This window comes from Peptidiphaga sp., assembly GCF_057238965.1.
Window position 1 is genome coordinate 1 of sequence record NZ_DBHHEV010000063.1, and the last position, 15123, is coordinate 15123.

Consider the following 15123-nt stretch of genomic DNA (forward strand, 5'->3'; position numbering starts at 1 on the left):
TGCTCAGCGAGGGCGTCACGAGCGTCCAGTCCCTCGGGGCGCGGCACTACGTGGACGTCGCCCTGCGCGACGCCGTCGACGCCGGGGACCTGCGGGGGCCGCGCATCGTCGCCTCCGGCCCGCAGATCACCACCACCGGCGGACACGCCCACCATGCCGGCGGCGCCGCCGACTCCGTGGACGAGATTCGCCGCCAGGTCCGCCGCCACCACCTCATGGGGGTCGACACGATCAAGGCGATGGCCACCGGCGGCTTCACGACCGGCGGCTCCGCGCCGTGGTTCGCCCAATTCACCGTCGAGGAGCTCCGGGCCATGTTCGACGAGGCCCACCGCCTGGGCAAGTGGACGGCAGCCCACGCCCACGGCGTCCAGGGCATCGAGCGGGCCGTGCGCGCCGGCGTGGACTACGTCGCCCACGCCTCCTTCGTCTCGGCGGCCGGACGCACCGAATTCGACCCCAGGCTGGCCGACGAAATGGCGAACGCCGGCGTCTACGTCGACTGCACGATAGTCGCGGGCCTGCCCGGCTTTGTCGCGAGAGACCCCTCCTACGCCCCGCCCGCCAGGCTTCTTTGGGAGCACGGGGTGCGAATCGTCGCCGGGCACGACGCCGGAATCCCAGGCTCCCCGCAGCGGGCGTACGTCGGCGGGCTCCAGGCCCTGGAGGAGGTTGGCCTGCCCCGCAACGAGGTGCTGCTCGCCGCCACGTCCCGGGCCGCCGCCGGCATTGGACGCGCCGGCGTGACCGGGGTTCTTGCAGCGGGTTTCGAAGCTGACTTCATCGCCGTGGCCGGCGACCCGCGTCAGGACCTCGCCGTCCTGCACAACTTGCGCCTGGTGGCGGCCCGCGGCCGGGAATTCCGGCCGGACCGGGTCGAAGGCCTTCCCGCGCGGGAGACTCCGGCCGAGCCGATCGGCCCCGCCGTGACCCTCGCCGAGTGGCGTGAACGCAGCGCTCGCCTCGCCCGCCACCCGGAGGTGTGAGCGGGGGACAAGGCCGCATCTGCTTGCGCAGGACAAGCGCGCATCTGCGGGCGCAGCGTCTACTTGCACGGTGGTTGCTTGCGGGCACGGTGCCTGCCGCGGCTCGACGTGGTGTGGCCCACGAAGCGAGCGCTGAGCAAGCGGAGAGCGGCGAGCGTTCCCTGCGCTTCCGGCGCCGCTTCAGCGCCCCCGGTGCTTCTGGCGGGCTTTTGCTCGCCTTCGCGCGTATGCCTCGTCGGCAGCTCGCTTCTGCTCGCTCCGTCGCGCCGAGGCGCGCTCCTCGCCGCGCGACTCCATGTCGGCCTTCAGGGCCTCCTGGGCTTTCGTCGAGACGCCCCTCTCGCGCATCGCCTTCGCCGCCATCCGCTGGGCGCGCTTGGGGTTCGTTTTTCCCACGCCGCCCCCTGCCTCTCCGGCGTCGGCCCCTTTTTCGACGACGGGGACGGCGCCGTGCGCCCGCCGAACAAGCTCTGCGCCGGGCTCGCGGACGAACTCGTGAAGCTCCGCGGCGCTCGGCTCTTTGCCGAAGACGACTCGCGCTGCGCGGACGGATTCGCCGTCGTCGATCTCGTAGACGCCGACCCACAGATGGCCGTCGAAGAACAGTGTGAACTGCGCTGACATCTTGCCTCCAGGTACGCAAAAGCGGACCCGACGAGCTGGATTCCAGCGAGGCTGGCGACGGACGCCCCGCACCGCGATGCGCGCAGAGCGTCGCCCGGGCTTCCTACCGGGCAGCGCGTTTCGTTCATCAGGAACTGACCCCACGACTATACACGCGGGGCGCATGGGGACGGCGATCGCGCCCTCCTGCAAACGCTGTATGGGCGGCAATCCCGACTGCGCGTCTGGTTCACTGCCGGGCTGTTGCAAACGCTGCATGGGCGGCAATCCCGATTGCATATTCGGTTCAGCTTCTGCTCTTAATCTAGTAGTCTGGGCGGAGAACAGCGGGTTCGGCCCATTGGGAAAGCGGAACCGGTCGGGGTGAAAAGGAGGGCGCATGTTTGCGGTGACGATCGACCAACGGTCCTCGCGGTCGGCGGGCGACCGCGTGCCCGAATTGCTCGAATTGCTTGTGGAGGCCTGCGCCGACAATCCGCCGATTGCCGGATTCGACAGGACCGTGGGGGACGAGGTTGAGGGCCTGTTCGACGACGCCGCCGGCGTCGTCGCCGCCGTTCGAGCCGCTCTCGCAGCGGGCGACTGGCATATCGGCCTGGGAATCGGCTCGGTCGAGTCGGTGGGCCGGAATGTGCGCGAGGCGCGGGGCTCGGCCTTCGTCGCCGCCCGCGAGGCCGTCGAACGGGCGAAAGTAAGCGGGGAAGTCGAGGTGCGCCAAGGGCTGGACGTCAACATCTCGCCTCTTGCCCTCGAGGCGTCCCAGGTCGTCTTCCAGCTGCTCGGTGCCCTGCTCGCCGATCGCACCGACGCCCAGCGCGAGGTCTCCGACCTGTTCGACGCCGGCCTCACCGGGCGCGAGGCCGCGGCGGCTCTCGGCGTTAGCCCCTCCGCGGTCTCCCAGCGGCGCACGGCCTCCCGGTACGACCTGGAAACGCGGGGCTGGGCGGTGCTCAGCGAACTGCTGGGCCGCATCGGCGACGAGGTGGACGCCCGGTTCGACGCCGAGCGGAAGGCGAAAACGAAAGGCAAGTCGCATGCCCGGTTCGACGTCGAGCGCGGCGTGGCGAAGGACGGGCGCGCTGTCGCCAAGGGGAGCGAGACCCCCGACGCCGGGGCCCTCGAAAGATCCGCAGCAGGCAAAAGCCAGGCGGCCCGCGAAGAAAACCCTGCGGATGGCCCGGCTCCGGCGGCCCGCGAAGAAAAACCTGCGGCCAAGACGGCCTCGGCGAATTCCGAAAAGGCTCCCGCATCCGGGAGAAAGCAAGGAGGCTCGCGCTCATGACCGTCGCGATCGTGCTTCTTTCCCTTGCGGCGTCCGTGGTCTTCGGCTGGGCGGCGGTCGAGGGCGTCATGCGTCTGGCCAAAGTCCGCGGCGGCGCCGGCCCTCGGCCGAGCTCGGGCGGGCATCGCGCCACCGTCCTCCGTGAGCGGCCTGCCCAGCCGCGCGTGCTGCGCGGCGGAGCGTGGATCGGCGCGTTGGAAAGGCTGGCGATAACCGGCGCGATCCTGGCCCGCCAGCCCGAGATGGTCGCCGCCGTCGTCGCTGTGAAGGGGCTTGGCCGCTGGGCGGACCTCCAGACGAACCCCGCCTTGACGGAGCGTTTCATCATCGGCACGCTCGCGTCGTACGTCGCGGCTGGCGCGTGCGGGTACGCGGGCCTGGCACTGATGGGCTAGCCTGTGCAGCCTGCGCCTTCCACGTCGATGGGCTAGCCTGCGCGTCTCGCGTCGACGGGCAGCCGTGTTTTCAACGGCTCTCGGCCCGCGGCTCAGCTAGGCCCTTTTTACCGAGAACCGCGGAATCTCGGTGCTGACGACGCGGGGCTTTCGTCACAGGTGCGGGGTGAAAATCGTCACCGCCGATGTTAGTCTGGTAGACGGCCCGCGACTGCGGAACACTGAACTTCCAATGGAGGATATTTAATGACGAAGTACGTCTACGCGTTCACCGAGGGTGACCGCGACATGAAAGATTTGCTCGGCGGGAAAGGCGCCAACTTGGCCGAAATGGTCAAGCTCGGCCTTCCGGTGCCTCCGGGCTTCACGATCACCACCGATGCGTGTCGCGCATACCTTGCGGCGGGCGAGTCCCCCGAGACGCTCGACGTCGAAGTGACGTCCCACCTGCGCAACGTCGAGCAGGAGATGGGCAAGCGCCTCGGTGACAAGAACGATCCCCTGCTCGTCTCGGTCCGTTCCGGCGCGAAGTTCTCCATGCCCGGGATGATGGAGACGGTCCTCAACATCGGCCTCAACGACGAATCGGTCAAGGGCCTGGCCGCGCAGTCCGGCAATGAGCGTTTCGCCTGGGATTCCTACCGCCGTCTCATTCAGATGTTCGGCAAGACGGTCCAGGACATCGACGGCGACAAGTTCGCCGACATCCTCCACAAGCTTCAAGCGGACAAGGGCTACTCGGGCGACCTCGACATGACGTCCGACGATCTCAAGCACCTCGTCAAGGAGTTCAAGAAGGTCGTCAAGGACGAAACCGGCGAAGACTTCCCCCAGGACCCGCGCAAGCAGCTCGACCTGGCCGTCGAAGCCGTGTTCCGCTCGTGGAACACCGAGCGCGCGCGCCTCTACCGCCGTCGCGAGCGCATCCCCAACGACCTCGGAACCGCGGTCAACGTCTGCACGATGGTGTTCGGCAACATGGGTGAGACCTCGGGCACGGGCGTGTGCTTCACCCGGGACCCCTCCACGGGCCATTCGGGCGTTTACGGGGACTACCTGGTCAACGCCCAAGGCGAGGACGTCGTCGCCGGCATCCGCAACACGCTTTCGCTTGCCGACCTCGAGCGCCTCGACAAGAAGTCCTATGACGAGCTGCGCGGCATCATGAACAAGCTCGAGACGCACTACCGCGACCTGTGCGACATCGAGTTCACCATCCAGCAGGGCAAGCTGTGGATGCTCCAGACCCGCGTGGGCAAGCGCACTCCGGCGGCTGCCTTCCGCGTGGCCACCCAGCTCGTGGACGAGCGGCTCATCACCTCCGACGAAGCCGTCACCCGCGTGACGGGCGACCAGCTGACGTCGCTGCTCTTCCCGCAGTTCGACAAGAACGCCGAGAAGAAGGTGCTCACCAAGGGCATGCCCGCCTCGCCGGGCGCCGCCGTCGGCGAGATCGTCCTCAACAACGAGCAGGCCGAATCCCGCGTCGCCGCCCGAGCCTCCGTGATCCTTGTGCGCCGCGAGACCAACCCCGACGACCTCGCCGGCATGGTCGCCGCCTCCGGCGTGCTCACCGCTCGCGGCGGCAAGACCTCGCACGCCGCGGTTGTGGCGCGAGGCATGGGCCGCTGCTGCGTCGTCGGCGCAGAGGACCTCGCCGTCGACGAAGAGACCGGGACCGTGCACGTCAAGTCTCAGGGCGTCACCCTCAAGGCAGGCGACGTCGTCGCGATCGACGGCACCACGGGCGAGGTCTTCCAGGGCGAGGTGCCGGTGGTCGACTCCCCGGTCATGACCTATATCACCCACGGCCTCGACGCCGCGCTGTCCACCGGCCTCGACGCCGACACCGAGGAGCTGGTGCGCGCCGTCGACCGCATCCTCACGCAGGCCGACGAGAAGAGGAACCTGGCCGTGCGCGCCAACGCCGACACGCCCGAGGACGCCGAGCGCGCGCGTTCCTTCGGGGCCCAGGGCGTCGGGCTGTGCCGCACCGAGCACATGTTCCTCGGCGACCGCCGCAAGCTCATCGAGTCCGTCATCCTGGCGGACACGGCCGAGGAGCAGGAGGAGGCCTTCGACGCGCTCCGTCCGCTGCAAAAGGGCGACTTCGTCGGCATCTTCACGGCGATGGACGGCCTGCCCGTGACCGTGCGCCTCATCGATCCGCCGCTGCACGAGTTCCTGCCCGACCTCACCGAGCTTTCGGTTGAGCTCGCGGTGAAGGCCGCCCGCGGCGAGGAGGTCACCGAGCATGAGAAGCGCGTCCTCGAAGCCGTCAAGGCCAACCACGAGCAGAACCCGATGCTCGGCCTTCGCGGCGTGCGCCTGGGCCTGAAGATCCGCGGCCTGTTCAAGCTGCAGATCCGCGCCATCGCCGAGGCCGCCGTCGAGTGCAAGAAGAAGGGCCTCGACCCCCGCCCGGAGATCATGGTTCCGCTCATCGGCTCCGAGCGCGAGCTTCAGATCGTCCGCGACGACGCCGAGCGCATCATCGGCAAGGTCGAGAAGGAAAACGGCGTCGAGCTGGACATCCCGATCGGCAACATGATCGAGCTGCCGCGCGCCGCCCTCGAGGCCGACCACATCGCGGCCGAGTCGGACTTCTTCTCCTTCGGAACGAACGACCTGACCCAGACCACGTGGGGCTTCTCGCGCGACGACGTCGAAGCTTCGTTCTTCAACGAGTACTTCGACTACGGCATCTTCGGCATCTCGCCGTTCGAGACGATCGACGCGAGCGGCGTCGGCCAGCTCGTCGAGACCGGGGTGGCGCGCGGGCGCGCCGCCAAGCCGGGCCTCAAGTGCGGCGTCTGCGGCGAGCACGGCGGCGACCCCGCTTCGATCCACCTGTTCGACAAGCTCGGGCTGAACTACGTGTCCTGCTCGCCGTTCCGCGTTCCGGTCGCCCGACTGGAGTCCGGGCGCGCGGCGATTTCCAACGAGTCCGCCGGCACGGGCCGCTAGCAGGCTGCGGGCACGGGCGGCCGCCGGTTCGGCGACGCCGATAGGCTCGCTCCAGACGTTTTAGGTCTGGAGCGGGCCGTGCCCGGACCGACTTGGCGCGCGGGTTCCTTCCGCTCGCCGCCCGGTCGGACAAACATCGACGAAACCGTCGGCAAACTGACAGAACGTCAGAAAAAGCGATTCCGCAACAAACGAATTACGAAACGTTCCATAAAACCGTCGAGTGAAAGGGCCGATAGTCCCAGACTTGTCGGAGGGGTCGGGTTTAGAGAGTGGAAGAAATGTCTCCCAGGTAGGAAACGATCCACGCTTCGGTCGAAAAATTGCGATTGTAAGCATAACCTGACCATGTACACCCAGAACTGTCACAGTGAGGTGAGGTTGCAATGAATCTTCGCGAGTGCCCCCAGCACAAAGCGTTGCGGTTGACCCATGTCAATCTTCCCCGCCGCAACCTCCTGCGCATGCAGGAGCTCGGAGTGAGGCCTGGCACTGAGGTCGTCGTGACTCAGCATGCGGGATTCGGCGGAGTCGTTCTCAACATCGGCGGCGCACGGGTAGCCGTCGATCACCGCTCAGCCCTGCGGATTCGCGCGGAGGTGGTCTCATGAGCTGCCCGCGCTGCGGATCCGAGGGCCACTCCAATGCGACGGCCACCCTTTCCATCGGTCCGTCGACGGAGCCCACTATCGCCCTCGTGGGCAACCCCAACGTCGGCAAATCGACGCTGTTCAACCAGCTGACGGGCGCCCGCCAGCGCGTGGTCAACGCGCCGGGGACAACGGTCCAAGTCGCCTCGGGAAACTGGCACAAAGCCAAGCTCAAGGTGCTTGACCTTCCCGGAACGTACTCGCTCATCGCCACAAGCCCAGACGAGCAGGTCGTGTCCGACACGATCTCTTGCGCGCCGGGCACGATCACGGACCGGGAGAAGACCCGCGGCATCGACCTCGTGCTCGTCCTCCTCGACGGCAGCTCGCTCACGCGCTCCCTCTATCTTCTCGGCCAGGTGGGGCAGACCGGTCAGCCGGTCGCCGCCGTCGTCACGATGGCCGACGTCGCCGCCGAAAACGGGGACGTCATCGACTACGACGCCCTCTCGCGCACTCTCGGAATCCCGATCATGCCGATGGACCCGCGTTCGTCGAAGGACTACGAGCGGCTCGAGGAGATGGTCACCGAGGCCATCCGCACGCGGCCGCACATTCGCGGTATCGACCCCGATCCGGGCGCGCCCGGCTACATTGGCGACGTCGGGTGCGACTGCTGCGAGCCGAAGCCGAAATCGACGTCGAAGAAAAAGAAGAAAGCCGCCGTCTCCCGAATGCACGCGGAGGAGCTCGGCCGCGCGGACACGCTCTTTTCATGGGTCGACTCCGTCGAGAAGAGCTTCCACGAGAGCAAGGCCGAACCCGAGCGGCTTTCGCGCTCCGACAAGCTCGACAGGGTGCTTCTCAACCCGCTGGTCGGCCTCGCGATCTTCTTCAGCCTCATGTGGCTGCTGTTCAAGACGGCAGGCGAGTGGGTCAGCCCGCTGCAAGACCGTTTCGAGGACTTTTTCTCAAAGACGGACCCGGGCGCGATCTCGGTGGCGAATGGGACAATCTGGCTGCTGAAGAAAGTAGGGCTGGACGACACGTGGTTCCAGCAGCTGACAGTCGGCGGCATCGTCAACGGCCTCGGCGTCGTCGCCAGCTTCTTCCCGCTCATGTTCGTCATCTACGCGGCCTTCTCCGTGCTCGAGGATTCGGGATACATGGCGCGGGCGGCATTCCTCGGCGACCGCCTGATGCGCAAGATCGGACTGGACGGGCGCGTCATCCTCCCGCTCATCATGGGATTCGGATGCAACTTGCCGTCTTTGGCCGCGGTGAGAACGCTGCCTTCGGCGCGACAACGCCTGGTCACCGTGCTCATAACGCCCTACACTTCGTGTGCGGCGCGCGTGACGATCTACCTCATGATCGCCCGCATCTTCTTCCGCGGGCACGTCGCGACGATCGTCTTCTCGATGTATCTGCTTTCGGCCGTGCTCATCGTGTTCGCAGCGTGGGTTCTCAAGTTCTTCATCACAAAGGACGAGAAGGCCGCGCCGCTCATGCTCGTGCTTCCGGCCTATCAGATCCCGCGGCTGCTCATCATGCTGAAGATGACATTCCGGAGGTCCTGGGCCTTCGTGACCGGGGCGGGAAAGATCATCGTCGCAATGACGGCGGTCGTATGGCTCATGAGCGCCATTCCCGTGGGCGCCGGCGCAGGCGACAAGGGCTTCGCCGACCCCGAGCTGGCGATGGAGGACTCGCTTTACGGCAAGACGGCCCAGATGCTCGTTCCCGCCTTCAAACCGACGGGCTTCGGCGAATGGCACATGACCGGCGCGCTCATGACCGGTTTCGTCGCGAAAGAGACTGTCATCTCCTCGGTGGTCACCTCCTACAACCTCGATCCGGAGGCCGACGCCGGCGACGCCGAGGACGACGGCTCGGACCTCGGCAAGCTGCCCAAGCTCGTCAACCAGTCCCTGACCGAGTCGGCAGGCTCGGGCTATCAGGGGCTCGCCGCCTTCGCCTTCCTCGTCTTCGTCTTGGCGTATACGCCGTGTCTGGCCACTGTGGCCGAGCAGGCGAAGCTCATTGGGGCGAAGAAGGCGACCGCCGCCGTGGGCGTGCAATTGGCCGTTGCCTGGCTTTTGGCCGTCGGCATCTTCCAGGTAGGGAAGCTGTTCTTATGAGGCTGAGGGCATTGCGGAAAGGCGCCCGCTCCGACGTCGGGCAGGCCTCCGCCCCCGGAGTCCGGGCCCGCCGCGCCTCCGCTCCAAAAGGGAGCGGCGCCTCCGTTTCGAAAGAGGGCCGCGCCAGCGTTTCCGTGGAAAACGGGGGCGCGGCCGACGGCGTGCTCGAAGGGCCCCGCGGCGCGGTGACGCAGAGGATACTCGAGCAGATACGGTTGGGGCGCACCGTTCGGGCGATTTCCGCCGCGACCGGCGTCTCGGAGGTGTTCGTCTCGACCCTCTTGGAGCACTATGACCGGCTGGGAATGCTCGACGACGCCGGGTCCCTGTGCTCCTCGGGCCTGGGCGCCTGCCACACCAAGGAGGTCTCCGACGAGGTCCGAGTGGCCTGCGCCGGATGCCCCCTCGTCATCTGAGGCCGGCTTCGAAGCGGGGGATCCGGGCAATGGCCCGGCGCCCCGGGAGCGCCTAGAACGCTAAAACGGTCCACGGCTACGCCGCCTGCAATGGCCCGGCGCCCCGGGAGCGCCTTTCCCCGACGGAAAGCCGACGCGTTGCCGCGCCCGCGGCGCCCTCCGCACTGGCACAATGAGCTCATGGATTCGGTGATCGACACGGCAGGCCTCCTTGACAGGCTCCAGCGGACCGTCGCGGGCGGGGCCGACGCCGACGCCCGCCGCAGGGCCGAGTATTCGACGGACGCCTCGAACTACAGGATCCCGCCCCTCGTCGTCGCCTTTCCCAAAGACGCCGACGACGTCGCCGCGGCACTCGCCGCCGCCCGAGAATTCGGGGTTCCGATCACCGGGCGGGGCGGCGGCACGTCGTGCGCGGGCAATTCCATCGGCGAGGGGATCGTCCTGGACTTTTCGCGGCACATGAACGCCATCTTGGGCATCGATCCCGAGGCTCGCGTGGCTCGCGTGCAGCCCGGCGTCGTCATGTCGGAACTGCAGAAGGCGGCGGCCCCGTTCGGCCTGCGTTTCGGCCCGGACCCTTCCACCCAGAACCGCGCCACCTTCGGCGGGATGATCGGGAACAACGCGTGCGGCCCCCACGCGGTGGCGTTTGGGCGTACGGCGGACAACGTCGCGGGCATGGACGTAACCCTGGCCGACGGCAGGCGGATGAAGGCGGGCGAAGGCGGGCTGGGGTATGAGGCCGTGCCCGAGCTCGCGAGGCTGGTGGACGAGAACCTGGCGGCGATACGCCTGCAATTCGGCAGATTCAAACGTCAGGTCTCGGGATACTCCCTCGAGCACCTTCTACCCGAAAACGGGCGAAATCTCGCCAAGTTCCTGGTGGGCAGCGAGGGGACGCTCGGCCTCCTGACGGCGGCCGAGGTCAGGCTCGTCCCGGTCGAGGCCTCGCCGGCCCTCGTCGTGCTCGGCTACCCAGACATGGCCAGCGCGGCCGACGACGTCCCAGCCCTCCTCGCCCACCGACCGCTCGCAGTCGAAGGCATGGACGCCCGGCTGGTCGACGTCGTCCGGCGTGCGAAGGGCGGGGTTCCGCCGCTGCCGGAAGGCGGTGGATGGCTGATGGTCGAGGTCGGCGAGGAAGGCGGCGCAGACGCGATGTCAAGGGCCAGGGCGCTGGCCGACTCCGCCTCCTCCACGGCCGTCGACATTCGGCCCGCAGGTCCGGAGGCGGCCCGGCTGTGGCAAATCCGGGCCGACGGCGCGGGCCTTGGCGGGAGGACCCCGGCGGGAAACCAGGCGTGGCCCGGCTGGGAGGATTCGGCCGTTCCGCCCGAGAAGCTCGGCGGATACCTCCGCGCGCTCGAGGCCCTCATGAAGGGATTCGGGCTTGACGGCCTCATGTACGGGCATTTCGGGGACGGATGCGTCCACGTCCGCATCGACTTCCCGCTCGAATCCCAAAGGGGAGCCGAAACCTTCCGCCGGTTCATGGGGGAGGCGGCCGACCTCGCCGCGGGCTTCGGCGGGTCCCTCTCGGGCGAGCACGGCGACGGGCGCGCCCGCTCGGAGCTGCTGGAGAGGATGTACGGGCCCGACGTCGTCGCCCTGTTCGAGCGAGTCAAGGGGGTCTTCGACCCCGAATGCCTGCTCAACCCGGGGGTGCTCGTGCGGCCCGACCGCATCGACGAACGTCTGAGAAGGCCGGGCGCGAAGCCGATCCCCTACGCCGGAGGCTTCCGGTTCGCCGACGACGGCGGAGACATGGCCCGGGCCGTCCACCGCTGCACCGGCGTGGGCAATTGCCGGGCGAGCAGATTCGACCTCGGCGCCTTCATGTGCCCCTCCTACGAGGCCACACGCGACGAGAAGGACGTGACCCGCGGCAGGGCGAGGGTGCTCCAGGACGTGGCGCGCGGCGGGGCGCTGGCGTGGGACTCTCCCGAGGTGCTCGACTCCCTCGATCTGTGCCTGGCATGCAAGGCGTGTTCGCGGGACTGCCCGACGGGGATCGACGTCGCGCGGTACAGATCCGAGGCCCTCTACCGCGCCTACCGCGGAAAACGCAGGCCTGCGGCCCATTACGCCCTGGGAAGGCTGCCGCTGTGGGCGAGGGCGGTCACGAAGGTTCCCCTCGTCGCGAGGATCGCGAACGCCGTGATGCGGGTCGGCCCGCTGCGGAGGCTGGCCTTCCGGCTGGTCGGCGTCGACCCGCGGCGCGCGATGCCGGAGTTCGAAACCCGGCGTTTCTCTCGGAGCGAAGAGGCCCGGAGCGCGCGTAAAGAGGCCCGGAGCCTGCGCGCCGCCTCCCGAAAATCCCGAAAGAAGGGGCTGCACGGCATCCCCGATGAAGGGCGGGGCAGCGCCCCCGAACGGGGAATGGCGCTCGCTCGAACGAGCGTTTTGGCGGGGGAGGCGACGGCAGGCGAATCGGCGGCGGGCGAATCGGACGCGAAGCCTCGTTACGTCGCACTGTGGGCGGATTCCTTCTCCGAAACCCTCGACGCCCGCGGAGCGCGGGCGGCCGTCTCCGTGCTCCAAGAAGCCGGATACACCGTGCTGCTTCCCCCCGACGAGGCCTGCTGCGGCCTCACATGGATCACCACGGGGCAGCTCGATGCGGCCAAGCGAAAGCTGAACTCCCTGCTTGGCGCGTTGGCGCCGTTCGCCGCGAACGGGATTCCCATCGTCGGCGTCGAGCCCTCGTGCACCGCGGTGCTGCGTTCCGACATGGAAGACCTGTTGGACGACGACCCCCGCGTCGCCCTGGTCAAAGAAATGACCTTCACCTTGGCGGAGCTGCTCAGCGCGCCAAAGCCGCTTGGCCCCGGGGAAAGCTGGAGCATGCCCGATCTCACCGGCCTCGAGGTGGTGGCCCAGCCGCACTGCCACCACTATTCTGTTATGGGATGGGCCGCGGACGAAGCGCTTTTGCTTTCGGCGGGAGCCGAGCTGACGAAGGTGACGGGCTGCTGCGGTTTGGCAGGCAACTTCGGCATGGAGAAGGGGCACTACGACGTATCCGCTAGGATTGCGGGCGCCCGCTTGCTGCCGGCGCTTGAAAGGGCGAATCCCGACGCCGTCTTCCTGGCCGACGGTTTTTCCTGCCGCACCCAGGCGGAGCAGCTGTCCGTCTCTCGGGCCATACACCTGGCCGAACTCATCCGCGACGGGATGGCTGTTCAGCGCCATATGTCGGACGAGGGGAGGATACCGGCCCGCTCGCGATAAGCTAACCTTGTTTCATCACGCAAGTTTACATAAGGAGGTTTCGCCGATGGTGCTGTACGCCTTGGCGAACGGGCGCATCGCTCCTGCACAGGCCGTTCGGCCCCGGGGCAGCCTCGCCTCGGAGGTCCTTGGAGCCCTCCGCGAGAGCATCCTCGAGATCGTCGACGTTCCGCTTTTGCCAGTGATGTGGGAGGAGAGCGACGCCGCAGGAAAGCACGGGCAGTCCCTTGTGGCCATTGATCAAGACGGAACCGTCGTGATGGTGAATCTTCGCCAGCGGCTTACGTCGGTGGACCTCTACGAAGTTGTCAGCAGATCGGGAAGGTATGCCCATACCGGGCCCGTGGACATGGCGCAGGTCTACTCGAAGGGACCGAAAGAGTTCGGCCCGGACTGGGAGGAGTTCCGCTCCGGCCGCCCCCCGCTCGGCGGCGTCAGCCCCCGGCTCATCGTGGTCGCGCTCGACATCGACGACGACGTCCTTCCCGTCTTTTCCACGCTTTCCGAGAGGGTGCAGCTTCTTTCCGCTTCGATCTTCGACACCAATGGCGTGCGCCAAGTGTCCATTGAGGCGTGCCGCAAGAGGGGCTCGGGGCCTTCGGCCGACGAGACAGTCGAGTTCCTCCCCGCCCCGGACGTCGAGAGCGGCGAAGAAACCAAGCCTCGCAGGCGCGGGCGCGCGCGTGAGGCGCAAGAGTTTCAGCCGACCCTCACGATCCCTGCCACCCCCAGGTTTACCGCTTTTCCGGGGCATATCGGCTCGCACGGCTCCCAGGACGACGCCGACGTCACCGATCCCGCGCAGACCCTCATCGTCGAAGCCATCGAGGCTCCGCTTGCCGAGCTGCCCCAAGCTTTGGACGCCGAGGCCGGCGACAAGCCGACGGGCCGGCGTTCGCGGCGTTCGGCTCACCGTGAGCAGGGGCCTGGCGCCGCTCGGGAGGACGCGCCGGATCAGCACGCAGATCAGAGCGCCCAAGAGGACCCCTTCAGCCAGATGAAGATCCCTGTGATCCCGGCTTGGCGTGTGACCGAGGACGGCGCGGACGAGACGCCGACGTACATCAGCGCCCGCTATGACCAGGAGGTCAAGCGGCCTCGCACCGAGCAGCTGTTGTGGGAGAAGTCCGCCCCTAAGCGCGACGGCAAGCGCCGGCAGCCGCAGACCTTTTCGGAGACGACCGCGGCCAACGCGTCCTCGGACGCCGTGGCCCGTGCGGCCGAGCGCGAGCTTCTCACTCCCGCCGGCCGGCTCGTGGCCATAGCCGGCCGAAGCGTCACGCCCCTGACCCTCGAGATCTGGAAGAACGGGAGCCCGACGATGGCCACGCTGACCTCGACCGGCACCCTCCTCCTGGGGCACACGTCCTATCAGGACCCTTCGAAGGCGGCCGCGGAGGTCCTCGGCAGGAACGACGTCAACGGCTGGCAGCTGTGGAAGACGCGGGAGGGCCGGCTGCTCGGCGAGCTCTGAGGACTCTCAGGGAGCGCCCGGAGGGCTCCGGCTCCGAGAGCGCTTTTAGGCTTGGCGAGCTTTAAAACTCGGCCAGTTCTGAAACTCGGCGAGCTCAGAAACTCGGCGAGCTCTGAAACTCAGTCAGCTCTAAGACCCTTGCCAGCCATGAGGTCAATCGGTTCTGAACTCGGCGAGTTCTTCCAAGAATCTTGAGGGCTTTCGCAGGCGCGCGGCGAGTCTTGAGAGCCTGGGCCAGCCCTGAATTGGGCCAGCCTTGAACTGGGCCAGCCCTTCTGAAGGCACTGAGAGAGACCTGAGAATTCAGAATGCTTTTGGCGCGCGGTGAGTCTTGAGGAGTCCTCCTGGCTTGCCTCGCGCTGTTTGCCCTATAGATGGCGTTTCGCTGATGTCCTTCGTGCTCTAGGAGACTCGCTTGCTGGGGAGGCTCGCGTGCCGCAGGAGGCTCGTGTGCAGCGGATCGCCTCAATGCGAGGGACCACCGGTCGCCCCGCACTGCCAATGCCCTCGTCTCGCCGGCGCATCCTCTGCGCTGCCGGTGATTCTCGTGCCGTCGGCGGCTTGTCTTGCTGATGTTTTCCGGCGGCCGTCTTGTCGATGTTTTGTCGGCGGACGTCTTGCCGATGCCTCTTTGCCTTAACGGCGGGACCTCGTGCTGTCGGCGACCCCCGTTGCGTCGGTACTTTGCCGCTGTCGGATGCAACCTCGGTCTGTGCCCGGCGACCTGCGTGGGTGCCGGGAACCCGAAAAGGCATTGGGCGATTCCGAGGGACGCCGAAAGGCGGAGCGGCCGCGCCAGTGCGACGAAGCACGGTCCCTCCCGAATCGTGCAGTTCTTGTGGCTGCGGGTGTTGTGGCTCGGAAAATCGGCGCATCAAACCGATGCGTGTCTAATCCTGCGCGATCCGAATCAGTTCGCGACGAGAGGGAACAATTTTCATAGCACGAAAGCACTATTTCGTGGCTTTTCTGTCCCTTCGTCTGTGTGCTTTCGTTCCGCTGCCGAAGCTCGGC

The 15123-nt window shown here is 67.4% G+C and carries 10 protein-coding genes; 9 read left to right on the forward strand and 1 reads right to left on the reverse strand.

The window, feature by feature from the left end; translation table 11 throughout:
- Nucleotides 1–986: amidohydrolase family protein (locus ACO48X_RS08080; RefSeq protein ID WP_485001573.1), on the forward strand; the 986-nt coding region annotated here is incomplete at its 5' end.
- 180 nt (nucleotides 987–1166) lie between these two features.
- On the opposite strand, the gene ACO48X_RS08085 is transcribed toward ACO48X_RS08080, so the two are convergent.
- Entirely contained in the window at nucleotides 1167–1610 is a 444-nt protein-coding gene (locus tag ACO48X_RS08085; protein ID WP_485001574.1) for a YjdF family protein, read from the reverse strand.
- 379 nt (nucleotides 1611–1989) lie between these two features.
- Between ACO48X_RS08085 and ACO48X_RS08090 the strand changes: the two genes are divergently transcribed.
- The 8 genes from ACO48X_RS08090 to ACO48X_RS08125 all read left to right on the forward strand — a co-directional run bounded on the left by ACO48X_RS08090 (nucleotide 1990) and on the right by ACO48X_RS08125 (nucleotide 14109).
- Complete coding sequence (locus ACO48X_RS08090; RefSeq protein WP_485001575.1) at nucleotides 1990–2892, forward strand: hypothetical protein; 903 nt, start codon at nucleotides 1990–1992, stop codon at nucleotides 2890–2892.
- A complete protein-coding gene (locus ACO48X_RS08095; protein WP_485001576.1) occupies nucleotides 2889–3287 on the forward strand; it encodes a hypothetical protein in 399 nt (132 codons plus the stop codon). Before ACO48X_RS08090 ends, ACO48X_RS08095 begins: the two co-directional genes overlap by 4 nt.
- Nucleotides 3288–3533: 246 nt before the next feature.
- Nucleotides 3534–6254 carry a pyruvate, phosphate dikinase gene (ppdK, locus tag ACO48X_RS08100; protein ID WP_485001577.1) on the forward strand — a complete coding sequence of 907 codons (2721 nt, stop codon included), beginning with the start codon at nucleotides 3534–3536 and terminating at the stop codon, nucleotides 6252–6254.
- A gap of 386 nt (nucleotides 6255–6640) precedes the next feature.
- On the forward strand, nucleotides 6641–6865 hold the full coding sequence (locus tag ACO48X_RS08105; RefSeq protein WP_082902951.1) for a FeoA family protein: 225 nt from the start codon (nucleotides 6641–6643) through the stop codon (nucleotides 6863–6865).
- A complete protein-coding gene (feoB, locus tag ACO48X_RS08110; protein WP_485001578.1) occupies nucleotides 6862–8985 on the forward strand; it encodes a ferrous iron transport protein B in 2124 nt (707 codons plus the stop codon). Before ACO48X_RS08105 ends, feoB begins: the two co-directional genes overlap by 4 nt.
- The gene (locus ACO48X_RS08115; protein ID WP_485001579.1) at nucleotides 8982–9401 is read left to right on the forward strand and encodes a hypothetical protein; all 420 of its coding nucleotides are present in this window, start codon (nucleotides 8982–8984) and stop codon (nucleotides 9399–9401) included. Before feoB ends, ACO48X_RS08115 begins: the two co-directional genes overlap by 4 nt.
- Nucleotides 9402–9581: 180 nt before the next feature.
- Nucleotides 9582–12635 (forward strand): FAD-binding and (Fe-S)-binding domain-containing protein, encoded by a 3054-nt coding sequence (locus tag ACO48X_RS08120; RefSeq protein WP_485001580.1) that lies wholly within the window; start codon nucleotides 9582–9584, stop codon nucleotides 12633–12635.
- Nucleotides 12636–12681: 46 nt separating this feature from the next.
- The gene (locus ACO48X_RS08125) at nucleotides 12682–14109 is read left to right on the forward strand and encodes a DUF4357 domain-containing protein (protein ID WP_485001581.1); all 1428 of its coding nucleotides are present in this window, start codon (nucleotides 12682–12684) and stop codon (nucleotides 14107–14109) included.
- The last annotated feature ends 1014 nt before the right edge of the window (nucleotides 14110–15123 follow it).